General features: G+C 44.5%; 21 protein-coding genes. 1 reads left to right on the top strand and 20 read right to left on the bottom strand.

Annotated features, from left to right (window positions below; translation table 11 throughout):
• Nucleotides 1-4: 4 nt before the first annotated feature.
• The 20 genes from asnB to ACWIZX_RS09590 form a co-directional block, all read right to left on the bottom strand.
• Nucleotides 5-1,978, bottom strand: coding sequence for an asparagine synthase (glutamine-hydrolyzing) (asnB, locus tag ACWIZX_RS09495; protein ID WP_448335587.1), 1,974 nt, complete (start codon nucleotides 1,976-1,978; stop codon nucleotides 5-7).
• A 6-nt stretch (nucleotides 1,979-1,984) separates the two neighbouring features.
• Nucleotides 1,985-3,526 (bottom strand): class I adenylate-forming enzyme family protein, encoded by a 1,542-nt coding sequence (locus ACWIZX_RS09500; RefSeq protein WP_448335588.1) that lies wholly within the window; start codon nucleotides 3,524-3,526, stop codon nucleotides 1,985-1,987.
• Nucleotides 3,523-3,783 (bottom strand): acyl carrier protein, encoded by a 261-nt coding sequence (locus tag ACWIZX_RS09505; protein ID WP_322791794.1) that lies wholly within the window; start codon nucleotides 3,781-3,783, stop codon nucleotides 3,523-3,525. Before ACWIZX_RS09505 ends, ACWIZX_RS09500 begins: the two co-directional genes overlap by 4 nt.
• Nucleotides 3,784-3,853: 70 nt before the next feature.
• On the bottom strand, nucleotides 3,854-5,509 hold the full coding sequence (locus ACWIZX_RS09510; RefSeq protein ID WP_322791795.1) for a B12-binding domain-containing radical SAM protein: 1,656 nt from the start codon (nucleotides 5,507-5,509) through the stop codon (nucleotides 3,854-3,856).
• A 41-nt stretch (nucleotides 5,510-5,550) separates the two neighbouring features.
• The gene (locus tag ACWIZX_RS09515) at nucleotides 5,551-6,756 is read right to left on the bottom strand and encodes a glycosyltransferase family 2 protein (RefSeq protein WP_448335589.1); all 1,206 of its coding nucleotides are present in this window, start codon (nucleotides 6,754-6,756) and stop codon (nucleotides 5,551-5,553) included.
• Between the two features lie 13 nt (nucleotides 6,757-6,769).
• Nucleotides 6,770-7,549 carry an acyltransferase gene (locus ACWIZX_RS09520; RefSeq protein ID WP_448335590.1) on the bottom strand — a complete coding sequence of 260 codons (780 nt, stop codon included), beginning with the start codon at nucleotides 7,547-7,549 and terminating at the stop codon, nucleotides 6,770-6,772.
• Nucleotides 7,550-7,653: 104 nt separating this feature from the next.
• Nucleotides 7,654-8,802 carry an SIS domain-containing protein gene (locus tag ACWIZX_RS09525; protein WP_322791798.1) on the bottom strand — a complete coding sequence of 383 codons (1,149 nt, stop codon included), beginning with the start codon at nucleotides 8,800-8,802 and terminating at the stop codon, nucleotides 7,654-7,656.
• A gap of 36 nt (nucleotides 8,803-8,838) precedes the next feature.
• Nucleotides 8,839-9,813 (bottom strand): GHMP family kinase ATP-binding protein, encoded by a 975-nt coding sequence (locus tag ACWIZX_RS09530; RefSeq protein ID WP_448335591.1) that lies wholly within the window; start codon nucleotides 9,811-9,813, stop codon nucleotides 8,839-8,841.
• The gene (locus ACWIZX_RS09535) at nucleotides 9,810-10,742 is read right to left on the bottom strand and encodes an NAD-dependent epimerase/dehydratase family protein (protein WP_322791800.1); all 933 of its coding nucleotides are present in this window, start codon (nucleotides 10,740-10,742) and stop codon (nucleotides 9,810-9,812) included. The genes ACWIZX_RS09530 and ACWIZX_RS09535 overlap by 4 nt, the downstream gene beginning before the upstream one ends.
• Nucleotides 10,743-10,756: 14 nt before the next feature.
• On the bottom strand, nucleotides 10,757-12,256 hold the full coding sequence (locus tag ACWIZX_RS09540) for a sugar transferase (RefSeq protein WP_448335592.1): 1,500 nt from the start codon (nucleotides 12,254-12,256) through the stop codon (nucleotides 10,757-10,759).
• 477 nt (nucleotides 12,257-12,733) lie between these two features.
• The gene (locus ACWIZX_RS09545; protein ID WP_416181025.1) at nucleotides 12,734-13,492 is read right to left on the bottom strand and encodes a LamB/YcsF family protein; all 759 of its coding nucleotides are present in this window, start codon (nucleotides 13,490-13,492) and stop codon (nucleotides 12,734-12,736) included.
• Nucleotides 13,492-14,475, bottom strand: coding sequence for a 5-oxoprolinase subunit C family protein (locus ACWIZX_RS09550; protein ID WP_322792447.1), 984 nt, complete (start codon nucleotides 14,473-14,475; stop codon nucleotides 13,492-13,494). Before ACWIZX_RS09550 ends, ACWIZX_RS09545 begins: the two co-directional genes overlap by 1 nt.
• A complete protein-coding gene (gene pxpB / locus ACWIZX_RS09555) occupies nucleotides 14,468-15,154 on the bottom strand; it encodes a 5-oxoprolinase subunit PxpB (RefSeq protein ID WP_322792448.1) in 687 nt (228 codons plus the stop codon). Before pxpB ends, ACWIZX_RS09550 begins: the two co-directional genes overlap by 8 nt.
• A gap of 71 nt (nucleotides 15,155-15,225) precedes the next feature.
• Nucleotides 15,226-16,485: a glutamate-5-semialdehyde dehydrogenase gene (locus ACWIZX_RS09560; protein WP_448335604.1), complete on the bottom strand. Its 1,260-nt coding sequence runs from the start codon at nucleotides 16,483-16,485 to the stop codon at nucleotides 15,226-15,228.
• Nucleotides 16,481-17,614, bottom strand: a complete 1,134-nt coding sequence (gene proB / locus ACWIZX_RS09565) for a glutamate 5-kinase (RefSeq protein WP_448335593.1) — start codon at nucleotides 17,612-17,614, stop codon at nucleotides 16,481-16,483. The genes ACWIZX_RS09560 and proB overlap by 5 nt, the downstream gene beginning before the upstream one ends.
• 13 nt (nucleotides 17,615-17,627) lie before the next feature.
• Nucleotides 17,628-19,379, bottom strand: a complete 1,752-nt coding sequence (locus ACWIZX_RS09570; RefSeq protein ID WP_448335594.1) for a phosphoenolpyruvate carboxykinase — start codon at nucleotides 19,377-19,379, stop codon at nucleotides 17,628-17,630.
• Nucleotides 19,380-19,414: 35 nt separating this feature from the next.
• Nucleotides 19,415-20,731, bottom strand: a complete 1,317-nt coding sequence (locus ACWIZX_RS09575) for a citrate (Si)-synthase (protein ID WP_322793588.1) — start codon at nucleotides 20,729-20,731, stop codon at nucleotides 19,415-19,417.
• Between the two features lie 23 nt (nucleotides 20,732-20,754).
• Nucleotides 20,755-21,483: an amino acid ABC transporter ATP-binding protein gene (locus ACWIZX_RS09580; protein WP_448335595.1), complete on the bottom strand. Its 729-nt coding sequence runs from the start codon at nucleotides 21,481-21,483 to the stop codon at nucleotides 20,755-20,757.
• A gap of 1 nt (nucleotide 21,484) precedes the next feature.
• Nucleotides 21,485-22,372: an amino acid ABC transporter permease gene (locus tag ACWIZX_RS09585; protein ID WP_448335596.1), complete on the bottom strand. Its 888-nt coding sequence runs from the start codon at nucleotides 22,370-22,372 to the stop codon at nucleotides 21,485-21,487.
• Between the two features lie 69 nt (nucleotides 22,373-22,441).
• The gene (locus ACWIZX_RS09590) at nucleotides 22,442-23,332 is read right to left on the bottom strand and encodes a substrate-binding periplasmic protein (protein WP_322793591.1); all 891 of its coding nucleotides are present in this window, start codon (nucleotides 23,330-23,332) and stop codon (nucleotides 22,442-22,444) included.
• 477 nt (nucleotides 23,333-23,809) lie between these two features.
• Here ACWIZX_RS09590 and ACWIZX_RS09595 point away from each other — a divergent pair, with 477 nt between their 5' ends.
• Nucleotides 23,810-24,454, top strand: a complete 645-nt coding sequence (locus tag ACWIZX_RS09595) for a 50S ribosomal protein L25 (RefSeq protein WP_322793592.1) — start codon at nucleotides 23,810-23,812, stop codon at nucleotides 24,452-24,454.
• Nucleotides 24,455-24,545: the final 91 nt, after the last annotated feature.

The following is a 24,545-nucleotide window of genomic DNA, read 5'->3' on the forward strand; positions in this document are numbered from 1 at the left end:
CACATTAAATTACCATTTTATCAATTACTTTTATCGGGGCATATGTCGTTTGAATCAAAGGGTGATTTTTTTGAATAAATTGATCATCCAATATTTGAGTCGAGATTATTCCAACAATTGCCATCTCCTCAATTTCGCTAAGTTGCGCTTCATTGGAAGCTTTCATTACCAGTTTCTTTACGGCAAGCGGATTGAATATGCCACTTTTAATAATGCTTTTTTCACTTAAGAGGTCATTCAGGTACTCTGGTTGAGGGTTGCTAAAGAACGAGGCTTTAATTGGCGCCCGGTATGGACGCTTCTTGCGTTTCCATATCTCCTCAGGGAGAAGTGCACTGGCAAACTTTCGCAAGAGGTATTTTTCGTTCAATCCTCTTAACTTGAAATTATCTGGCAATTGATTACAAAACTCCACTAGACGATAATCCAAAAAAGGGAAACGTCCTTCGACCGAGTGAGCCATTGCCGGACGATCACCCTGGGAAGACAACAGGTAAGGTGATAGGAAAGTTACCATCTCCAGATATTGGGCTTGAGCCAATTTTGACCAGCGTGTAAAGTCTGCCGGGATCAATAATTCTTCATAGTCCACACCATCTTTGAATGAATTTTTGAAAAACTTTAACGTTCGTGCTGTGTTTTCCCAACGGATAAAGTGCGAATAGAAAGGTGAATTGGTTTCCATCAACCTTCGTTGGAAAAATGCCATTACAAACTCAGAGGATTCTCTTAATCGTGGAATATCCGAATATAACTTTTTAAAAAGAAGTGGTCGGAGCGGCGATGCGGGATCTTTTGCCACAAATCTGCGAATCTTCATCTCTTTGAAAATGTCATAACCCGCGAGGATCTCGTCTGCTCCCTCTCCGGTCAAAACAACTTTGTACCCATTCTCCTGAACAAGTTTGGATAAAAGAAACATTGGGGCGGGAGAGGTGCGTAAAATTGGGCTTTCGGTATGCCAAATCACCTCAGGAAAAACCCGGCCGATGTCATCTGGTGTACAGTGAATGACCTGATGGCGTGTACCCAGGTAACGAGCCATTTCCTGTTGAAAATCACTCTCATTGAACTCTTTTGTGCTAAAGGCAATTGAAAAACTATCTAAGAGTGTTTCGGTATATTTACGGATGATTGCAGCAATAGTTGAAGAATCCAGGCCCCCACTCAAATAAGCTCCTACCGGAACATCTGCACGAAGTCTGATCTGGGTGGCATCAATCAATAAGGCAGAAAATTGCTCCAAAATCTCTTTTTCAGATCTTGAACTTCCACTATTTTTACCCTGATGGATTTCTTCTTCAAAGGATAATTGCCAATACGGTTCGATAATCAAACGATTTTGACGATATAAGAGATAATGACCAGGCGGAATTTGCTTCACATTTTCAAAGGGGGTACGAGGTGGTTGGGGTGCCCAATATGTGAATGCCTGTCTCAAGGCTTGCAGATCATACTCCAGATTGAACCCAGGAACCGCAAGGAAGGATTTGATCTCGGAAGCAAACAAGAGAGATTGATGGTGCTGTGAATAGAATAAAGGTCGTATTCCGAGCCTATCCCGTGCCAGCAAAAGGGTTTTCGTATTACTATCCCAAATGCCAATTGCAAATTGACCATTCAGACGATTCAGACAATCCGTTCCATATTCTTCGTATAGATGAAGAATTACTTCGGTATCGGTCTTTGTTGTAAATTGATGCCCTTTTTTCTCCAGGAGTGGTCTCAGTTCAACGTAATTAAAAATTTCCCCGTTGAATACGATCCAGATCGTACCATCTTCGTTAGAGATCGGTTGAGAACCGCCTGCCAGGTCAATAATACTCAATCTCGCACTGGCAAGACCAACCTGATCATCACGGTAGATTCCAAATTCATCCGGCCCGCGATGGTGCAATGCCAGGATCATTGCCCTCAATACGTCCAGAGAGATGAGATTATTTGCTGTAAAATTGTAGATTCCACTAATTCCGCACATTGTTGATTATCGCAGATCGGTTTTCTTAATTTTCCCGGATGAAGTTTTGGGGAGTTCGTCCACAAATTGAATGTATTTGGGGATCATGAAATCTTCAAGATGATTTCGACAAAATCGAAGCACTTCTGTTTCCGTAAGCTCCGAACTGTTTTTTACAATAAATGCCTTAATTGCCTGACCAAGCAGAGCATCTTTCACACCGATAACGGCCACTTCCTGAACACCCTCAATTTTATAAAGGACGTTTTCAACTTCTTTTGGTGACACTTTTTCCCCGCGACTTTTGATGATGTCATCTTTTCGGGCAACAAAGTAGAAATAACCTTCCTCATCCATTCTGAACAAATCGCCGGTATAGCACAGTCTTTCTCCAGGGATTCTTCCGGGGCGAAAACGTTGTGCACTCAGTTCCTCATCCCCCCAATAACCCCGCATGACGTGTCTGCCTCGCACTACCAGTTCGCCAACTTGACCCGCTCCAAGACGATTCCCGTTCTCATCCTCAATCCATACCTCCGTGCCGGGTATTGCTATTCCAACCGAGTCAGGGCGAACATCCAGTTGAGAAGGTGGAAGGTATAGCGTTCTTTTTGTTTCAGTTAACCCGTACATGGAAAATAATCTTACCCCGGGGAATGTCTCTCTGATTTTCAAAATATGCGCCGGCGGAAGTGCAGCCGCGGTATTGGTCATATAGCGAAGGCTAGACAGGTTATAAGATGATAAATCCATGTTGACCAACATGGAAAAAATGGTGGGAACACCAGGAAAACCGGTGACTTTTTCTTTTTCAATAATCGAAAGAATCTGTGCAGGATAACTAAACCCTTTTTCAAGGATTAGCCGGCCCCCAAAAGAAAACACCATGAAAAGCTGATAAAGCCCGTAATCAAATGATAAAGGCAATACATTGATCACAATATCATCTTCAGAATTGCCAATATAGGAAGTTATCGAATTGACTGCAAAGATGATATTGCTATGATCCGACATTACGCCTTTTGGCTCACCGGTGCTGCCGGATGTGTAAATGAGACAGGCTAAATCTAAATCAATATTTTTTGCGGGTAGTTGATTTGCAGTGGATGAATCAAGAATTTCTTTCCAGGTAAAACATTCAGATTCGATCTCCTCAGATGAATTTTTTTCTCCAGCAAGGATTAAGAACCTGATACTGGGACAGGATCTTCGCAGCTCTGGTACCATTTTTTTTTGTTGTGAAGAAAATATCAGAGCTGAAACTTCGCAGTTATTGAGGATATAAACCAGCTTATCAGTTTTTGTGGTTGCATTGATCACAACAAAAACGGCATCACATTTCAAAACGGCAAAAATTCCGATCACAAGTTCAACACTATTCTGAAGAAAAAGCGCAACCCGGTCTCCGCGTTGAATTCCTTTCATTCGTAATCCATTCGCCAAACGATTTGCGTGATTTTCTATTTCGGAATACGTGAGCCGGTTATTCCCACAAACCAGAGCAATCTTATCAGGAAATCTTTGCGCACTCTGTTCAAGAAATTCCTGAACCAACTTAAATTGGCTCATTGAGAAGTAACACCTTTTGTGCGAAGGTAATTTGCAAGGTTCTTGACCGAATCGAAATTGGCCGGAACAATCTCGCGATCTTCCACCCGGATACCAAAAGTTTCTTCGACATATGCAACAATTTCCATCACATTCATCGAATCAACAATCCCATTTTCCAAAAAGGAAGTTTCTTCAGAATATGGGTAACCTTCATTGGTAAAAAGAATGTTCTCGGCAATATAATCTTTAATTTTTTGTTCAATTGGTTGATTCATCAGAAAACTCCGAATGGATGTAATGAGGGTTTTACCCAAAATTCAAATAATTTATTACTCATTTTACCTTTCAGGACTCGCTTTTTCCGGTCTGCCATTGGAAATGTTGCATACCAACACTAACTGCTGACTTCATTGTGGAAAAATCGGAGAATAGCATTTTCAAGTAAGTCATTATGGGGCCGGGGCGGAGTGCCCATTCGCGAAAAGCGCGTTTTTGCCAGTAAAGCAATTTTTCGGCCGGTAACCCCGGGTAATCCAGCACCGTGCCTTTATCCATATCCACCTGCTCCCAACGTGTTCCGGAGCGGAACCAATTTTCGCGAACAACCTCAAAGAAGAATGGAGTTCCGGGATAGGGAGCAGCCACATGGAACAGGGCAATATCCAGGGGCAACTTTTTGGCAAACTCTATCGTCTGGCGGATGGTTTCTTCTGTTTCAGTAGGCAGGCCGATAATAAAGTATCCCCAATTTTTAATTCCGGCTTTCCTTGCCCACGTTAGGGAACGCAAAGCAGTTTCGGGATAAGCACCTTTTCGAGCATGGCGTAAAACCTGCTCACTCCCGGATTCAATCCCCCAAGTCATCAGGAAACAGCCTGCTTTAGCCATCAGGTTGAGCATTTCCTCATCCACATAATCAACCCGACTATTGCAAGTCCACTTCATTTTGATATTAGCATCAATCATCGCTTTACAAATGCCGATGACCTGATCCCGATTTGCAGTAAACAAATCGGCATACATATTGACATTACTGATGCCCAGTTTTTTCAGCACCCACAACTCCTCAAGTACTTTTTCGGGGGAGCGCAACCGCACTGTATACTGGTAACTCACGTGCTTAATGCAATAAATGCAGCCCGCCGTACAGCCCCGACTGGTCACAATAAAAGTAAAGGGGCCTTTCATCAAAGGCATGACATACTTTTTATAGGGTAACATTTCGTGTAGTGGTACGGGGAGATCGTCCAGATCTTTGATAAAGGGGCGATTCTTATTCAGAATAATTTGACCCGCTTCACGCCATACGATTCCTTTGATCTCGTGCATATTTACCGTTCCATCCTCATTGAGAGCCGGGCGGTAATCGGGATCATGTTCATTTATAAGTTTTTGAATGAGGGGTGGTCGTTCATCAATTTTTCCTTCCAGATGATCGATCAGGTCCCTCAATGTCAAATCGGGTTCACCCACCAAACCAATATCCAGGGCAGGGTAGGGGCGCATTGTTTCCACGGGAATTGGGGTAATGTGAGTTCCAAAAACCATGGTTGTTGCACCTCTGGCTTTGGCAAGGAATACGCCGTACATATCATTTTCCAGCGTTGGCGCTGTCAATTGAGAAAGGTAGTATTTGGGCTGATATTTGGAAATCAAATCGGCAAACTCTTTCCAGCCCATTCGCTCTGCATTGGCATCAATAATTTGAACTTTGTAGGTCGGTACCAATAAAGCAGCCATTTGTGCCAGCGAGACCTGCGGCCAGACCATGTTTTCCCGTGTTCTTCTTCCAACCCGATGCTGGGTACGAATCCATAAGCCGCCATCCGGGGTTGGGGGATTGACCAGCAATACATCCACTGCATCTTTGCCGCGAGGTTGATTTAACAAACCATTACGCACAATTTCATCAGCATTCGGAAATTTCGCCATCTTCAATGGGGCAACTCGATGTGCCCCCAAATTTTTATACTTCAATTCCATTTGCGGTTTCTCGTTCATTTTGACCTCTCTTTACTCATAAAGATTGTTAACACAGATAATCAGCCATTTAAGTCTTTTTTGATCAGCAACTCGCGCTGACTCAGGTCTTCCAGGACTCGCATCAATGACCAGTAAAGGATCAGCTGAACACCGGTGAGGATCATCATTGCACTCCCCAGCAAGTACAGCCAAAGCCTTTCAATTTCCCAACCGGAAATGCCCAAACTTAAACTGACGATGCTGAGGATCAATCCCGAAAACAGGATGATGCTGCCCAATACTCCAAAGCGGCTTTCCAACGGTTTTTTGAAGATTGGTTTTCCAAATAATCCCTGTCGAATATTCTTCTTGTAAAAAAGCGAAACCAGATAGTTAGAAGTTGCGCCTAAAGCAAAGAGAGCTACCCCTGTCACACCCGATACCATCCCGGCAAATAAAGCCGCTACACCCCATGGGCCGATGGTTGTGACACCAGAAATTCGGGCAGTAATCAATCCAAAAACCACCAGGAAAGCAAGCAATATTCCGGCCAATCCCATAAGTCCCAGGACGCGAACCGGGTTATAGGCCATCACAGTCCATACCATTGACTGCAAGAAAAGTAATCCATCCCGGACTACACTCAGTTTTGAACGTCCAATTCTTTCACTGTAAGGAATTGGCACTTCGCACATGCGGATACCTTCATGAACAGCTCGCGTGCTCATAACTGGGGTTAGATTCAATCCATTCGGCAAGGGGTAAATCTGGCTTAAAATTTCCCGTTTTACCACCCTCATCCCGCTGGCTGAATCGGTAATTTTTTGCCATCCCAACATGGTGAGTAAACCGGCAAAAAACAGGTTACCTACCCGACGGGTAGCCGGCATCTGACTTTGCTCACCAGCCATTCTCGATCCAATCACTAAATCTGCCCCATTCAGTGCCTGCTGGCAAAGTAATGGGAAGTACTCAGGCGGATATGTCCCATCTGCATCCAGAAATCCGATAAGTTCACCTTTTGCCTTAGAGAAACCAGTTTTCAAGGCGCCGCCATAACCTTTGTTGACCTCATGCGTGATAACGACTACATTCTGATCGTTTCTGGCAATTTCCCTGGCAATAATGGCGGTTTTATCTTTCGAACCGTCATCCACTACCAGCAACTCCAATTCGTCTACCCCAACATTTTGCAGAGCGGAACGAATGGACAATACTCTATTCATAATTTCAGCAATTCCATTTTCTTCATTGTAGGCGGGGATTACTACGGATAAGGTGCACACTTCAACCATCCTTTCAGAAATAAACCTTTTTGTCTATGGGTAATTCAACTTCTTTGGTAGTCCGAATAACACGAGCGGGCACACCAGCAACAACCGTATGGGCAGGAACATCCTTTGTAACGACTGCACCGGCTGCCACGACTGCACCTTTTGCCACACGCACCCCATCGGTAATAATGGCACCCGCGCCTAACCAAACATCATCTTCGATGGTTATTCCTTCTGCTGTAATTCCTTGATCCACGAAGGGTACACCCGGATTGTTGAAAACATGATTGACAGCCAACAATTGAGTAAAAGGAGAGGTGTAAACCCTATCTCCAATGATGACACCGCCTTGCCCCCGAATGACACTATATTCACCAATCAGGCAGTTCTTTCCAATTTTTATACCCCCATGAGGTATGCCACGAAAATTATAGACATGCAGGATTGCGCCATGCATAATAATGGAATCCTCTCCAATCTCGATCCCATTTGGACAGGCATGAAGATAAGCGCCTTGATCGACATAAACCCCACGGCCAAGACGGATATGATCTGCAAAACGCAGGCGTACTCCATTTTCAATGGCAGCCAGCCCATCCATCCGCATAATCAGCCGATACAAAATTGCCCGGATCCCGATTCCGAAAATGGTCGGAATCCATCCTACGGTCAGGTACAGGAACTGCTCTAAAGCATATCTGAATGGATTGGATGCCTGACGGCTGAGGTACAGTCCAAGTGAATTTTTCTTTAAAGAGGTTGAGTTGGTTTTATTTTGATTATGCAAAAAGGCATGCTCCGCCATTACGACATTGGATCGTAATCGTTGTTTTTCTATTACCCCTCACCGAAGTGTATGTTGCCCCACACACATGCGGCAGGTTTTTTTTATTCGGCCTAAAATTACGCTTATTTCTCGATTAAATGTGCTGCTGCTAAAATGGAAGGGGTTAACGAAGTAGCCATTTTGGAAACATATTCCAAATCTTCGTTGGAAAATTCTTCCCCTTGTGGATGAACAAGAGTAATTGAACCCAAAATTCGGTCATTGATGGAGATAGGAACTGAAACCGCTGAGCGGCTCTTTGTGGGATCGCCATCCCAGGGTCTTCGCAGCCATCGTTCATCTTTCGCGGTATTGCTGACCAGAGCCGGTTTCCGATTTTTAATCACCCAGCCGGCTAAACCATGCTGACTGATCTCAGCCAGCTGTTCCATGGGCGGGTTGGATACCTGTCCTTCCCGGACGGTTGCCCCGGCAATTACATTGCCCTTTTGATCCAGCAAAATCAATGTGCCGCTGCTGGCTCCAGTGCTACATAATGCAATTTGCAGCATGTAACCCAGGCTTTGTTCCTGAACAAGTGAAGATGCTTTTTTCGCATCGGAGCTCTCACCATCTTCTTTCCCATGAATGGCATTATCGAATAATGTCTCGGCCAGCGATTTAGGTTCGCCTAAAGGTATATCAAGTGGCTCGGAAAATTGTGACACGCTAATCTCTGCCATTCTTAACAATGAATAACAAACCACATGCTCAATAGAAAGATGCAAATCTTCAATATGTTGGACATTCTTGGATGGAACGCGAATTTCTAAATTGACCAGCTTGGCAAGTTTGCCACCGTTATAACCAGTTAACCCCACCGTAATTGCACCCACCTGATTGGCAAGTTCAACCGCATGGATCACATTCTCGGAATTTCCGCTGGTTGAAATAGCAATTACCACGTCGCTTGCCTGCACGAAGTTCCTTAATTGATCCACAAATACGTTTTCATAACCATGATCATTCGCCAGGGCCGAGAAAATTGACATATTATCGGATAGTCCTATCACCTTAAAACCTGGCATATCAGGAAAAGCTGTATTCTTTGCCAGGTCGCAAACAAAGTGAGAGGCGGTGGAAGCGCTGCCGCCATTTCCCATGATAAATATCTGCCGGCCGTTCAAGCGGGCATTATGAAGGATATGCACCAACTGATCAATTTTTTCAGCAGGGAGTTTCTGAATTGTTTGATTTAGATCTGTCATGTATTCCCGAATGTACTCGATCATTTTGACCTCCTTCGAATAAATTTGTGTTAATGGTTCTCAACGGCGGTAATTGAAAATCGTTTTTGAACCATCCGGTTCCAGGCGGATTGGCACCTCACGTAAACCGTTCAAAGAACTACGAACCAGATCTCGCTTTTCATATGGACAGTAGAGAAGCAAAAAGCCGCCTCCACCTGCACCAGTTACCTTGCCACCCAAGGCACCTGCTTTTCGAGCGGTTTCGTAAATTTCTTCAATGTGGCCGTTGCTGATTTTGCTGGCCAATTGTTTTTTGTACTGCCAGCTTTCATGAAGCAAAGTGCCAATCACATCAATGTTTCCCTTTTGAAGTTCCTCTCTGGCAACGTATGCCAATTCTTTCAATTGTCGTAGGGTCGCTTTTTTCGCACGAATATTGTCTTTCTGTTCCAAAAGAATGCTTGCAGCCTGTCTGGTTGTACCGGTAAAGTAAAGCAGTAAATTCTCATTCAAACGAGTCATCAAAACCTCGTCAAGCGCCAGTAGATGATTGCAAACCTCACCGCTGTTTGAAAATTCAAAAAAGCGCAACCCACCGTAAGCGGCTATGTACTGATCCTGCACCCCAATTGGCTTTTTTAAAATATCAATTTCAATTTCGCAGGCCTCTCTGGCCAGTTGTTCAGCATTAATTGAACAATTGAGATATGCATACATGGCATGAAGGGCTCCAACTGTTACCGTACTCGAAGAGCCCAATCCTGAACCGGATGGGATATCTCCCATGGTCGTAATCTCAACTCCTTTGGTTATGCCAACTTTTCTCAATGCTTCACGAATGAGTTCATGCTGAATTTCGTTGATACTCTCTACAATTTCAGTCCGGGTGTAACCGATTCGAATAAAATCATCAAATCGTCGCTTGATGGTTACAAAAATGTATTTGTCAATAGCCGATGACAAAACACAACCGCCTTCTTCCATAAAGTAAGAAGGAAAATCTGTCCCCCCTCCAAAGAAACTGATTCTTAACGGGGTCTGAACAATGATCAATTAACTATCTCCGTTTGTCTGAAAAATTCAACCGTTTTCTTCAAACCTTCCATTAAGGAAGTCTTGGGTTTCCAACCTGTTTCCGTTTGAAATTTAGTGCTGTTCAGATAAATTCTGCGGGTTTCGCCCAACCTGGCGGGGCTGAACAGGGCATTTTTTGAATAAGAGGTAATTTCTTTAAGAGCATCAAAGATTTGAACAACATTAGTAGGCTGGCCGGTTCCCAAATTGTAGACATAGCCTCCAGAAGGCAATGAAAGAGCAATTCGATTTGCTTCAGCCACGTCATCTACATATACAAAATCTCTTTCCTGCAACCCATCCCCGTGAATGGTTACCGTTTCATCACGTGACATCTGACCGGTAAAAATCGCCACAACGCCGGCTTCACCTTTTGGATCCTGGCGCGGGCCATATACATTGGGATAGCGGAAAACCACGTAATCCATTCCGTACATGACTCGGTACATATACAGGTACAATTCGGTCATGTATTTTGTTCCGCCGTACTGGCAAACAGGTTGAATGGGATGGCTTTCATCACATGGAAGATATTGCGGTTCACCATATACCGTCCCCCCCGAAGAGGCATAAATAAACTGCCTGACTTCATACTTTCGAGCGCATTCCAAAACATTTAAAGAACCCTTTACATTTACATCCGCATCATAAAGGGGATCTGCAACTGACCGTCGAACATCCATTTGAGCTGCGTGATGATTGACAACTTCAGGGCGTTCTTTTTCGAATATTTGCGAGAGATTTGAACTGCGGATATCCAGTTGATAAAATGTGGCAGCCGGATTCAGATTACTGTATCTACCGGTTACTAGATTGTCCACGATGACAACATCATGTCCGTGGTGGAGTAAAAGGTCAACCACATTTGACCCAATAAAACCAGCCCCGCCTGTTACCAAGATTTTCATGATTGTTCACCTTTCTAATATGCGCCGCGCTTACTAAGTACGGCAGGGATAGTTTGGATGATTAACTGGATATCCATCCAGATATTCCAGTTACGGATGTAATACATGTCATAGCGTACTCGTTCCTGGTAACTGACGTCTGAACGGCCTGAAACCTGCCATTTTCCGGTAATTCCCGGCTTTACAGTCAGCAGGTTGATGCCCCATTTCTTGTATTCGGCTAATTCTGGTGCCGTGATCATTCTCGGTCCGACCAGAGACATTTCATTGCGGAGAACATTGAATAGCTGTGGAAGCTCATCCAGACTGGTTTTTCTCAAAAAGCGACCAACTCTGGTAATACGGGGATCATCTTTGATTTTGTGATATTTGGCCAGCTCCACTTTTTTTTCGGGATAGCGATCCAACACAGCATCACCGTCAACCACCATGGTGCGAAATTTGAAAGCATCAAATTCTTTTCCATTGACCCCGAGCACTCTTCTACGATGAATCACCGGGCCAGGTGAGTCGAGTTTGATAGCAATGGAGATCAAAAGAAGTATGGGTGAAATCAAAAGGAGAATTGGTATTGATAGTCCGTAATCCAGTGCAGTTTTAAGAACTACCTCACTGCCGGTCAACCTGACTTTGTTTACCTCAACCAGTGGAACCCATGCGAACTCACGCACACTTAAACCGGTGGTGATGATTTCATAAAGACCTGAAGAAATTCGCAATTTGACCTTATCCGAAGTCCCATACTTTTCAAAAACATCCAGCAGATCTTCCCGGCTCAATGCGCTGCTGGTAAGGATTACTTCGTCAATATGATGCCGTTCGATGAGATCACCCAATTGGTTGAGATCGCCTACTACTTTGATTTTTTTGTCTAGCTCAATTTTGTTTTCTGAGCTGGCAATAAACCCGATAAGATTCAAACCTGAATAACGAACATCACTCAGTTGTTGCGCCATTTCGGCGGATTCCTGGTTGTAACCAACGATAACTGCTTTGGACAAAAAGTAACCGTACGTTCTCAAAAAGTACGCTACTCTTCGCAAAAGAAATCGCCCCAATGCAGTGAAAAAGAACGCGGAAAACCAGGCAATCAAAATCCAACCACGAGCAAAAATAAAACGGGGTTCAAAAAAGCCAACAGCAATGATGATGATCATTGCAAGAGTGTTGGCTTCAAAAAGCAGGTGATATTCCTGTACCCCACCTAACAAGTTATTCCGTTTATACAAACCCCTGAAAAGAAATATCAACAACCAGGTGGGAATAATCAACAAAATCAAGCCTTCATAATAATCAATGGATGTAAGTGCTTGTGGATCAAAAATGGGGAGGGTTAATTCAAACCTGATTAAATAAGCGAATCTCAAAGCCAATGCGATATTCAACCCATCACTGATCAATAATATGGCGCCGAATAGAATCCATTCCCAACCACGAGAACGACTTCTGGTTAAAGACCTCTCACGTGGTTGATCATTGATTAATTCTTTTTCGGTCAGGTACGAAGAACGCATGAAGGCCGCCTTTATTGATCACTGATTGTACAGAATGAAAGGGATATCATTTTGCCTTACAATCAAACAATCCCTAAATTTGTATAAAATAATAAAATTTACTATCTCTATAAAAATTGTACAACAGCACAAAAGCCAGTCAATCTTTTATAAACAAATTCTAAAAAAATAATTAGAAATCCAAAACGAACTATAAGAATTGGATCGAAAAGACTTTGTAAAAGTATTTTTTATAGAGGGGGAGGGGGATGAAAACACAATTATTGACAATTTGCCCCAGACGAGCCCATTATATTGTTTCAGTGTTCTTTTGTTGCACAATTGGAAAGGCCGGCTTACGGGTAATCAAAAAAATATAAAAATCAATGATTTTAGAAAATAATTTATCCCAATATAATAGATCTTATCTTGGGTGATATTAATGTTTTTCGATTTTTTACCCCCTCCACGCTATGTTTTTTCCTACCAAAATCCGCCTCAGCCTGAAAGTCTTTGTATTTTATACCCTGCCTCTTCCAGCGCTGAGCGGACTGCCCTGACAATTTCCAATGCATTTGGCGAATCTCCATGTATACACAATGTATCTATCTTTACATTCATCGCCATTTCTCCCTTGTGCACAGTTATTCCATCCATTGCTAATTGTATCGCTTGCCGGGCAGCGATTATAAGATCATGAATGACCGCCCCTTCCATTCCTCGTGGCACCAAACGACCGTCGGCCTGATAGCCTCGCTCCACAAACCCTTCATTTGCCACATTCAAACCGCATTCCAACCCGGCTTCAATCAAAGCTGAACCGGCCAGACCAACCAGAATCAACTCTTTGCTAAAACGTCGGACAGAACGGGCAATTGCATTGGCTAGGCGTACCTCCTGCGCCGCTTGATTATACAGCGCGCCGTGAGGTTTTACATGTGTCATCTCAATCCTAGCTGACCGCAAAAAGCCCCAAAGAGCTCCTATCTGGTACAGAACCATTGCTTCAACTTCCTCTGGAGACATTTCAATTTTACGACGACCAAATCCCTGTAAATCCGGGTAGCCCGGATGAGCCCCAACCGCTAAATTGTATTTGACCGCCGTTTGGACGGTTTGCTGAATCACCATCGGGTCTCCTGCGTGAAATCCGCAGGCAAGATTGATTGAGCTGAGATATGGCATTAATTCTTCGTCCGACCCAAGTGTGTAGCGCCCGAAACTTTCTCCCATGTCGCAATTGAGATCAATAGTTATCATTGAATTGCTCCTGCCCAATTCCAGGGTTCAATAAATTGATCTATTTCTTGAATATAATCCAGTCTTTTGATCATTTCCACATAGGCTTCACGGGCAATCCTCACAGAAACGGGTTTAAATTGAATACGACTCTTGAACGGTTCAGCCTGTGCCAACAAAGGTAAATCTGCGCGGATTACTACCGCTATGACCGGATATCCGCCACTGGTTGGGGCATCAGCCATCATTACAATTGGCTCACCACTTGGCGGTATTTGAATCGCTCCTGGAAGCATCCCAAAAGAGATCATCTCTCCGTTAAATTTCACTCTCAACGATTCACCTTGCAGCCGGTAACCGGTACGATTTGAAGATGAAGAGACAGTGAAAGTCTGCTGGAAAAACTGGCGATCAGCTTCGTTTCCCAGCAAATCCAAATGTGGTCCAACCACTGCTCGTAAGCATAAATTGTCACAATATGGTGGTATTGCGTTTTGGGGCAAGATACGCACCGGCTCTTGTACGGTTTTGTTAAGAGTTTCGCCAATTGGCAGGCAGTCCTTTTCTTTTAACAATCTTCCTTGCCAACCACCAAAACCACCCAGCAACGAGGTTGAACGTGAATCCATGATGCGTTTCACGTCAATCCCCCCTTGAATTGCAACCACTGCCCACATTCCACCACCAACGTGGTCTATACGCACTGTTTGACCTTCACGAAGGCGAAATGATTGCCATAGATCCATCTTATTCTCATTTACCCAAACCGAAAAACCCCATCCACACACTGCGATTATCATATTTTGTAATGCTCGAAATTGAATACCGCCTATTCCGACTTCAATTCCAGCGCTTTCATCGGAATTTCCCACCAACCGATTGGCTGCCCGCAGAGCAAATTCATCCATGGCACCGCTTCGCGGCACCCCGTATTGCCCCCACCCTACCCTTCCTAAGTCCTGGATTGATGAGAAATAACCCCCATCCAAAATTTCAATCATTTTCCATCTGATCCCGCAAAATTGGAATAAATCGCAACCTGTCACCCGGCTCAAGCAAAAAAGGTGGTTCGGCACAGGGATCAAACAACCTCAACGGAGTCCATCCAATCAAGCGCCACCCACCGGCTGAATCGATCGGATAAATACCGGTTTGCTCGCCGGCAATACCCACCGAGCCGGCAGGTACTCTGGTGCGTGGTGAGGAAAGGCGGGGTACAGCAATTGCCGGATTCATGCCGCCAAGATAGGGAAACCCAGGACTAAACCCCATCATGAACACCCTGTATTCTGCCTCGCTGTGCAGCCGGATGACATCATCGGGTGAGAGGTGATTGTATTGTGCAACAAACTCCAGATCTGGGCCATGCTCGCCTCCATAAATTGTAGGAATCTCAATTAACTTTTCAGAGCGGTATAAAAGCGGCTCCATCTGTCCTTCTTCATATTCCATGATCAATCTATGCAAAGCATCATATTCAATCTGAAATGGATCAAAACCAATGAGGACTGAAGCATAAGCAGGAATTACCTCAATAACACCGGGCAAATTTGCCTTTTTTACCCATTCTGCCAGGAGGTGAACTCGCTGGTTGATTTCCAAATTAATCCCGTTTCCAAAAACAACCAGCAAACCGCTCTCCCCAAATGATGTGCAGGAAATGTTTTTTCTGTTTCCCATTTATTTTTTTGGTCAGGCTTTTCTCGGATTGTTTTTATACCCAAGATTTGGAACAATCTGGTTTGGAACAATTACTCGCGAACATGACCATTACCCATGATAACCCATTTGTAGGTTGTTAATTCCCGCAAACCCATTGGACCGCGCGCGTGCAATTTTTGAGTGGAAACAGCCACTTCAGCGCCTAAACCCAACTGTCCCCCATCCGTAAACCGGGTACTGGCATTGACATATACTGCTGCAGAATCAACCCGGTTAACAAATATATCGATATTTTCTGGATTTTCAGACAGAATACCATCAGAATGAGCAGTTGAATGTTCCTCAATGTGTTGGATGGCTTCATCAAGGTTGGCCACAATTTTTACACCCATTACCAGAGACAACCATTCTGTATCAAAATCTCCGGATTGAGCCGGTTGAAACTGATCAGACATTTTCAGGTCAAGCTTTTCAAATACGGATTGATCTAATCGAAAGAAAACACCAGCTTCGCTTAACCGGTTGAATACCCTGGGTAAAAGAGTATCTGCTACTTTGTGATGCACCAGTAAAGTATCCAGGGCGTTACACACCGTCGGGCGCTGCACTTTGGCATTGTAAATTACTTCAACCGCTTTTTCAATATTGGCAGTTTCATCCACAAACAAGTGACAAATTCCGACACCACCGGTGATTACCGGTATCTGACTATTCTCCTTGCAAAATTGATGTAGTTTTGCACCACCGCGTGGAATAATTAAGTCCACATAAGTATGTAATTTAAGCAAGTCTAGGACATAGCGGCGCTCAGGGCTGTCAATAAATTGAACTGAATGAAGTGGCAAACGATGCCGGTCTAACGCTTGCTGAATGATTTCCACGAGCGTTCGGTTACTTTCGATCGTTTCACTACCTCCTCTTAATATAACCGCATTTCCAGATTTCAGCGCCAGGCAGGATACATCTATAGTTACATTTGGTCTGGATTCATAAATAACCCCCAATACTCCTATGGGAACACGTTGTTTGTGAACCCTCAGTCCGTTTGGCAACGTTTGTTGTTCAAAAACCTCACCGATTGGATCGGGTAGCTCTACAATCTTTTGAATATCGGCTGCCATTCCACGCAGCCGTGAAGGTGTGATCAATAAACGGTCAATCATCGCTTCGGAAAGTTTCTGCTGCGAAGCGCTTTCAACATCTCTGGCATTGGCTGCTAAAATTTTCGCCTCGTTTTCTATTAGCAATTGACCAATTTCCAGCAAAACATCATTTCGTTGGCGGGAAGAAGCTATCGAAAGAGATCTTGCACTGGTTTTGGCATTTCTTCCAATTACACTTAAGTCAATCATCACAATTCCTCTCGGCAGATTGAATCATCACCAGATTATTTCGATGGACAACCTCATCTCCATAGGTATACCCTAAAATGGACTCGATTTCAAAAGATTGACGTCCAATCAATTGCCCCAAATCTCGCGCCGTGTAATTAGTGATGCCCATTGCGACCAGTTTTTCCTGCCCGCATACAATTTCAACCGCATCCCCTCGCTCAAAATCCCCTGCTACGCCGGTAATACCAATCGGCAGCAAACTTCTTCCCCGTAAAAGCGCTTTTTCTGCACCCGCATCTATAAAGATCTGCCCGTTGCGCCTTCCGGCAGTCAATATGTAACGTTTTCTTGCTTCGATTTTATTGGAAATAGGTGAAAAAAATGTACCTGTTGATTCGTTATTGGCTATACGCATAATATTAAATGGATCGGTACCCGATGCAATCACTACCGCACAACCCGATCGCCTTGCCAGATCTGCGGCCTGAAGTTTGGTAAGCATTCCACCCGTGCCAACTCCACTTACACTTCCGCCGGCTGCCGCCCACATGGAAGACGGTATTTCACTACTGTCCACTCGATGATAGAGATTAGCCTGTGGATTTTGCCGCGGATCTTGATCATATACGCCATCCTGGTCAGTCAGTAAAATGAGTAAATCCGCCTCAATCAGGCTGGCTACCTGGGCAGAGAGGTTATCGTTATCTCCAAAGCGGATCTCCTCGGTTGCTACGGTGTCGTTTTCATTGATTATGGGAATTACCGATTGGCTGAGTAATGCTTCGAGGGTGCTGCGGGCGTTCAAGTAACGTCTTCTGTCAGTTAAATCTGCTCTTGTAAGCAATACCTGCGCCACCTTTTCCTCATAAATGGCAAAAAAGCGCTCGTACATCTCCATCAGACGGGGTTGTCCAATTGCAGCCAGCATTTGTTTGGCAGGAATAAATTTTGGTAATTCTGGGAAACCCAATGCCTCTCTGCCTGCAACAATTGCTCCCGAAGAAACCAGTAAAACCTGCACACCGCTCTGCTTCAACTGACAGAGCGCCTTGACAAGATCCACAACCCGCGGGAGTGAAATGTGCCTTCCCCCAGCTGTCAGGGTAGAAGATCCTACTTTTATCACGACGCGTTGATAATTCATTCTTGTTCGGGTATTACGAGATCAGGTCCAACAAGGCGCGGGCAGCCAGAATGGGCCCTTCATGTTCCTTACCGGGCACACCCAATTGCGTTCTCAATTCTCCAACAAAAACATTCTGCTTAAACAACTGATCGAAATAACAAACAGCCAGCTCCTCATGTAAATCCTGATATTGGGGTGGGCCAAAGATATTGGCGAAGTAACTGTGCACCAGTCCTTTGGTGTTGGTGGTTCCTTTGCTCATCACAGCCCCGGAACGGAAGACTTCGAGGGCATCTTGGGCATTTTCAAAACGGCGGATAATCGGGTAATCCTGATCAACGACTTCGTAGTTATTGGCGTACAACAGAATATCAACAGGATAGCCGCGCATTACCTCATCATAGGTGGTAATCGGAATGACCACGCGGGCATTCGTCTGATCCGGGTTCATGATGATCGTTCGGTCAATTTGTCCCCATGCATAGCCGGATTGCAGGTCATCCAGCCGAACAAATGCGCCAATCTCGGTTCCATACCCCAACACCTTCCCGTTTGGATCAATCTGGAGGGAACCCATATCATCCGCAATGGGAATTAATTCTTCCACATCGTCTCCTGCAATTTGACGCAAAGCCTCCAACGTTTCAGATTTACCGGCGCCTGTATCACCAATGATCAGAACATTTGATTCTTTACCCGTGCGCATCCGAATATGGAAATAAGCCCCATGATATGGCAGCCGCCCTCTCTTCATCACAATGATATTGTGAAGGGTAAGTACCATCTTTTTGAGATAGCCGAAATAGCCAAATTCCTCACGATATGGTATAGCAGCCACCAGCATGTGATTTTCTTCATCGTCATAAAAGATGGTCTGACTTTGTCCTTCCAATAAACCGGGAATCTCCGGAACGCCAAACAAATAAACTGCATCTGGTTGTTGAAGAATTTGATCGCTCTCCGCTAGCTCAAAGAGATTACACAGCGAGAAACCCAATTCAAAAAAGCGCATTGAAAAATAAATCATAATAATCAGATCACCCACTTTAGCCGGATAACACACCCATTCTTCTGGATCCAGATGCAATCCTCGCACCGGATTGAAATTCACACGCTCGAAGATTCCCTTTCTCTTATTGGAAGGTGAGTTAAAAATCATCGGCGGATAAATCATGATTTGTCGGATAAGAGATATATTTTTTAAAGCTGCATAATCGCCGTTCGGATAAGGTATAGGCGCCGGCAAAGCAATCGCTCCAATTTCAACCCCAGCGCTGACCTGCCGATACACACGCGGGTGAGTGCCGGTAATGTTTTCTTGAATGTCCCGGTAGGTACTCCGCACCACATGCATTAAGCGTTCCACCGTTTCTGCAAAAGTCCTGTAAGGACGCCGGTCCATCTCATCCAGGGTTCGATCACAGATCAGAACCCGGTGCAGACTGCGCCAGTAATTATATAAATTCTCCACAAAGTCATATATGAGGTCTTTGTCTGTTAAGAATTTTTTTGCTGGCTCATGCACCTTGATCACCAGCTCAGCCGGTAACTTGACCAAAAAGCGAAAGGTGTCGATCAACTCCGTGACCGCTTTTTCGGAAACCTGACGATTTGGGAAGATATTCAAAAAGCGGGATTCCCTTTTTTGCAAGTTGCGAATAAAATCCCATAACACATCCCGAAAAAGAGAACTTGTTAACAGTTCTTCCGAGTTCTCACAAATCTTTCCCCGCAATCGCAATACAACTTTGCCGTCATACATTTGATAAGTTAAAGCTTCCATTTTTTTCCTCGCCTGATAAGTTTAACCGTTGAATTTTACGGCTCGGTTTGAATAATTCCTACGCGTTCTTCTAACATACGGGTAGTCAATGACTTCGGACGCTCGATCGGCTTACCTAATGCGCGCGCCCAAACTGCATGAGCAGTCAAGCCAAGTATACGGCTCACACCAAACAGAACAGTATAAAAATCAACTTCCCGCACTCCGTAATAATACTGCAGACAACCATTGATTGCATCCACATTTGGTCTGGGATTCTTGATTTTTCCATTCTCTCCCAAAATCGAAGGCGCTAACCGGTAAACCTGTTTGACTAGTTGAAACAATGGATCGTTGGGTAGATAGCGTTCCGCAAACTCCATTTGAGCTGTAAATCGCGGGTCCGTCACCCGCAGAACAGCATGTCCATAACCCGGAATCACATATCCTGCAGATAATTGAGTGCGAATATATCCTTCTAATTCCTCATCGGAAGGCAATCTTCCAAAGACTTCATACACATTGATTAGCCAACGAATACACTCCTGATTAGCAAGCCCATGCAAAGGGCCCGCCAATCCGTTCATACCCGCAGCAGAAGACAGGTAGATATCCGAAAGTGCTGAACTGACCAGATGAGAGGTGTGTGCACTGACATTGGCTCCTTCGTGATCGGAGTGGATGACCAAATACAAACGCATTAATTCCTGATATTGCCTGTCCGCTCCTTTTCCAATCATTTGGGCAAAACGGGCGCTCCAATCCAAATCTGGATCGGGCGATTCAATCTCCCCATTTTTATACTTCCAGCAGAAAATAAAGGCAGCAATTTTCGGAATTTTTGCGGTCAGGTTCAGGCTGTCCTCCAAATAATATTCCCAATATTGCGACTTTGGCAGCCCCTCAAGGTAGGCTTTTGCAAAAAGGGATTGTGGCTGAAGCGCCATGATTGCCTGACTGAACAGCGTCATTGGATGGGTTTCACGCGGCATTGCGCGAATGACATCCCATACATATTGCGGAACATCCGAACGGCTTCGCCAGATGTCTTCGACTTCTTCGGCTTCATCCCGATTGGGTAATTCACCCGTCAACAACAAATAATACAACCCGCCTGCCAACGGCATTTCAGAATTTTTCGCTTTGGGTAATAACGACAAAACTTGAGGGATTGTATAACCTCGCAAACGAATTCCCTCATAGGGATCCACATATGAAATATCGCTGATACTGATTTGCACGCCGCGAATACCGCTCAGGATCTGCTCAATCGTAACTTCCCCGACTACAAAATCACTATGATCCTTTTTCAAGCGCTGAATGCGTTCCATCCATTGCGGTATTTGTTCTCGGATTTTCTCTCTGATTTTCATATCGAATCCATCCCCTCCTATCCTTAATGACTCAAGATTTGTGAAAGAAATGCTCGGCTGCGCTCGTGCGCCGGCTGATTAAAGAATCTCTCCGGCGTAGCCCGTTCAACAATTTTTCCGTAATCCATAAAAATTATCTCATCTGCTGCTGCGCGGGCAAATCCCATTTCATGAGTCACAACAACCATGGTTATCCCATCATCAGCCAGCGCCAGCATGACATCCAGCACCTCTTTAATCATTTCCGGGTCAAGCGCACTGGTAGGCTCGTCGAACAACATGATCTTCGGATCTTGAGCAAGTGCGCGGGCAATTGCCACCCGTTGCTGCTGCCCACCCGAAAGTTGAGCTGGGTAGAAACGCGCTTTATCGGCAATTCCTACTCGTTCAAGGTGTTGCATAGCAATCCGTTCGGCTTGGGATTTTGGAATTTTTCGCACAATTCTTTGCGCCAGCGTTACATTCTCTAAAACGGTTAAATGTGGGTAAAGGTTGAAGTGCTGAAATACCATTCCAATTTGCGAACGAATAGAATTCAATTGTTTTTGATTGCCGGTAATCTTTTGCCGCTCAATCCATATTTCACCTTCTGTAGGCGTTTCAAGATGATTAATGCATCTCAACAAGGTGGATTTTCCAGAGCCGCTTGGGCCAATAATGACGATGACCTGGCCTTTGCGAACAGTCAAATTAACTCCATCTAAAGCCACCAAACGCCCAAACCTTTTTCTAAGATTGATTACCTGAATCATTTCATGAGCTTCGTTCATCTTGCCTCACCCTTCTTTCGAGCCATTTGACCAGAGCCGACAAGACCACCGTCATCATCAGATATAGCACAGCCAGCGTTACGTAGGCCTCCTGATATTGAAAAGACCTGCCGGCATATAATTTGGCAATTTGAGTGATATCTCTCACGGCCAGTACAGAAACAAGTGACGAATCCTTCAGCATTGATACGAAATCGTTGCCAAGAGCCGGCAGAACATTCCGAATTGCTTGCGGTAGTATGATATAGCGCATCGCCTGCCAGTAAGTCATCCCCTGTGCGCGAGCCGCTTCCATCTGACCGCGCCCGATGGATTGGATCCCAGCCCTGAAAATCTCCGCCTGAAATGCTCCGTAGGTCACTGAGAGGGCAATGATAGCCCGGGTAGTCATGGGGACGGCATTATTTTCAATCTGGATCAGCGGCTGGGCAATAAAAAGTAATCCCAACTGCAAAAACCATTCACCAAGGCGATTCAGTAGACTGACCCCGGCAGGAACACCAACAAAGGCAATAAAAAATATCAACACCAGCATTGGTACGCCACGAATCAGTTCCACATATAACGTTCCTAAATTTTGAATCACAACATTATGTGAAATGCGCCCCAAACCGGTCAACAAACCAAGAATTAATGCCAGCCCGTACGCAATCAGCGTAGTCTGAACCGTAACCCCAATTCCAGCACGGATAAAATTAAAAGCGTCCTGATAACTGGGGCGAGTCAGAATGAGATGAGCTGTTAACACAAAAACACCCACCAACCCAATAATCCACCATGGGAAAAGACGGAGTTTTTCCTTAAAGTCCGTCCCAGCCAATGACGGAGAAGCAATATGTTGTTTCGCTTCTAGAGTTTCTTTCACCGCCATACCTGTTTCCTCTCGTGGGCTTTGGCCATCACCCAAATGGGGTAACAGCCAAAGCCCCCAAATCCCGAATCATTTAATGTCTTCTTCGGTTAAGCTGAACGATGGTCCAAAATATTTTTCGTTCAAAGCATCCAGGGTGCCATCCAATTTCATGGATTCCAGGGCTTTATTTACCGGCTCGACCAGTTCGCTGCCTTTTGGAAAAACAAACCCAAGCTCATCACTGGAAATCGAAGGACCGATCAATTCCAACTTTTCTGCGTTTTGACCCGAATAACCCATTCCAACAATCTCATCAATGATAACTGCATCCACGTCACCAGCGAGTAAGGCCTGAATGGCAAATGGAAATTGTTCAAAAGCCTTGATCCGTGATTCGGGTAAAAACTTAACCGCAGTTTCGTAATTTGTGGTGCTGACCTGTGTGCCCATAATCAGGGAATCGTTCTGGGCAAACTCCTCAATGCTTGAAAAGCGGTTCTCCCCTTTGCGCACTAGCAGCCGTTGTTGAATCTGGATATAACCAATTGAAAAATCCACAATTTTCTGCCGTTCAGGTGTATTGGTAATACCATCCGCAGCAACATCATACTGGCCGTCAGAAACCGCCTGAATCATCCCATCCCAAGCGGCTTCAACGAAAACAGGCTCACAATGCAAGCGGGTACATATTTCACGCCACGCATCGTAATCCCATCCACCCGGTTCGCCCGTTTGGATTGAGATATAGTTGAAAGGAAGATAGGCGTTTTCAACGGCAATAGTAACTTTACGGCAGCCCAAATCAACAATTGCAGTTTCTGCTGAACCCAAACAACCTTCCGCTTGGGAGGTCGGACTCGCGGGTGATGTCACATTTCCGCTTTCAGTTGAGGGTGTGTTCGTTTCCGAAGGGCTCGTACATGCGCTGACCAATAAAACAACGCTGATCACAACAATTCTTAATAATCGATTTCTCATTTCTGCCTCCTTTGGTCGAATAATTTATATTATGATATTTTTTGTCAAATTTCAATCACATATTTTTGTAATTTCACACCTCCAGAATTAATGGAGTTGGGTTATAAAAAACCCTCCCGGTTTGGGAGGGTTTTTAGTTCTTGAAAAAGATGGAGTTAACCATGAACACTAAGCGCCAAAAACCGCTCCCTGTGGGTAGGTTCGGTTCTTTGGGTTACGCTTAGTAATTGGCTGGAAAAACATAGCAATTTTATAGCACCTTTGATAGGATATGTCAAGAACAAATTTCCGCCATTTTTCAAAAAAATCCCTTACACCTTTATACCCTTTCGTTAGAATTGTCAGGAATAGAATTTTCCTTGACTGATCACCAACATACGGCTAAAATAACCCCTCGGTTGTCTAACACAATATTCTAATTTATAGAGCGAGGGTAACCTGATAAAGGTGAGAGGCGCTCGAGGATGGAAATAAAAAATGGAAAAGCTCGTAATTCAAGCAACCCGTCGATCGGTGACCGGCAAAAAAGTCGGAGCACTCCGAAGAGATGGCAAGTTACCCGGCATTCTCTACGGCTATCAAATCGATTCCACTCCAATTCTTATGGAGTTACGTGAAGCCAGCCGGGTACTCGCCCATGCTTCTTCTTCTCAATTGATTACTATCAATTTGGATGGAAAAGAATTTGCCACTCTGGTTCGCGAAAAGCAACGTGATTTTATCAAAGGCACCTTGCTGCATGTGGATTTCCAGGTCGTTTCGTTGACTGAAAAAATCCGAACAAGTGTAGGCATTGAACTTAGTGGAACCTCTCCTGCCGTAAAAGATTTCAATGGTGTCATCGTACAGGAATTGGATGAGGTTGAGGTTGAAGCTCTTCCGCAGGACTTGCCGGATAAGTTTGTTGTGGATATATCCGGTTTGACAAAAATTGGCGACGCCGTTTTTGTGCGGGATTTGAATGTACCCAGCAGTATTGAAATTCTAAACGAGCCCGATGAGGTTGTCGTCATTGTTACCGGCGCTGCGCCAGAAATCAGCGAAGAGGAAGTATCTGAAGAAATTTCCGAGCCAGAAGTAATTGAACGGGGCAAGAAGGAAGAAGAGGAAATCGAAGACTGACACTTCTTTTTGTCGGGAATTGGAGCAGCACAAATCCATTTTTGTGCTGCTCTTTTATTAAACCGCTTAAATTACGGCACAATCCTTGCAC

The sequence above is a fragment of the Bellilinea sp. genome (assembly GCF_053501535.1).

What these genes read in the sequence shown, in the direction of transcription:
- ACWIZX_RS09585 (WP_448335596.1), bottom strand. Translation starts at nt 22,372, where the DNA reads ATGGCGGTGAAAGAAACTCTAGAAGCGAAACAACATATTGCTTCTCCG.
- ACWIZX_RS09500 (WP_448335588.1), bottom strand. Translation starts at nt 3,526, where the DNA reads ATGAGCCAATTTAAGTTGGTTCAGGAATTTCTTGAACAGAGTGCGCAA.
- ACWIZX_RS09505 (WP_322791794.1), bottom strand. Translation starts at nt 3,783, where the DNA reads ATGAATCAACCAATTGAACAAAAAATTAAAGATTATATTGCCGAGAAC.
- ACWIZX_RS09540 (WP_448335592.1), bottom strand. Translation starts at nt 12,256, where the DNA reads ATGCGTTCTTCGTACCTGACCGAAAAAGAATTAATCAATGATCAACCA.
- ACWIZX_RS09525 (WP_322791798.1), bottom strand. Translation starts at nt 8,802, where the DNA reads ATGATCGAGTACATTCGGGAATACATGACAGATCTAAATCAAACAATT.
- ACWIZX_RS09520 (WP_448335590.1), bottom strand. Translation starts at nt 7,549, where the DNA reads ATGGCGGAGCATGCCTTTTTGCATAATCAAAATAAAACCAACTCAACC.
- asnB (WP_448335587.1), bottom strand. Translation starts at nt 1,978, where the DNA reads ATGTGCGGAATTAGTGGAATCTACAATTTTACAGCAAATAATCTCATC.
- ACWIZX_RS09590 (WP_322793591.1), bottom strand. Translation starts at nt 23,332, where the DNA reads ATGAGAAATCGATTATTAAGAATTGTTGTGATCAGCGTTGTTTTATTG.
- pxpB (WP_322792448.1), bottom strand. Translation starts at nt 15,154, where the DNA reads ATGGGAAACAGAAAAAACATTTCCTGCACATCATTTGGGGAGAGCGGT.
- ACWIZX_RS09580 (WP_448335595.1), bottom strand. Translation starts at nt 21,483, where the DNA reads ATGATTCAGGTAATCAATCTTAGAAAAAGGTTTGGGCGTTTGGTGGCT.
- ACWIZX_RS09510 (WP_322791795.1), bottom strand. Translation starts at nt 5,509, where the DNA reads ATGAACGAGAAACCGCAAATGGAATTGAAGTATAAAAATTTGGGGGCA.
- ACWIZX_RS09575 (WP_322793588.1), bottom strand. Translation starts at nt 20,731, where the DNA reads ATGAAAATCAGAGAGAAAATCCGAGAACAAATACCGCAATGGATGGAA.
- proB (WP_448335593.1), bottom strand. Translation starts at nt 17,614, where the DNA reads ATGAATTATCAACGCGTCGTGATAAAAGTAGGATCTTCTACCCTGACA.
- ACWIZX_RS09550 (WP_322792447.1), bottom strand. Translation starts at nt 14,475, where the DNA reads ATGATTGAAATTTTGGATGGGGGTTATTTCTCATCAATCCAGGACTTA.
- ACWIZX_RS09535 (WP_322791800.1), bottom strand. Translation starts at nt 10,742, where the DNA reads ATGAAAATCTTGGTAACAGGCGGGGCTGGTTTTATTGGGTCAAATGTG.
- ACWIZX_RS09570 (WP_448335594.1), bottom strand. Translation starts at nt 19,379, where the DNA reads ATGGAAGCTTTAACTTATCAAATGTATGACGGCAAAGTTGTATTGCGA.
- ACWIZX_RS09595 (WP_322793592.1), top strand. Translation starts at nt 23,810, where the DNA reads ATGGAAAAGCTCGTAATTCAAGCAACCCGTCGATCGGTGACCGGCAAA.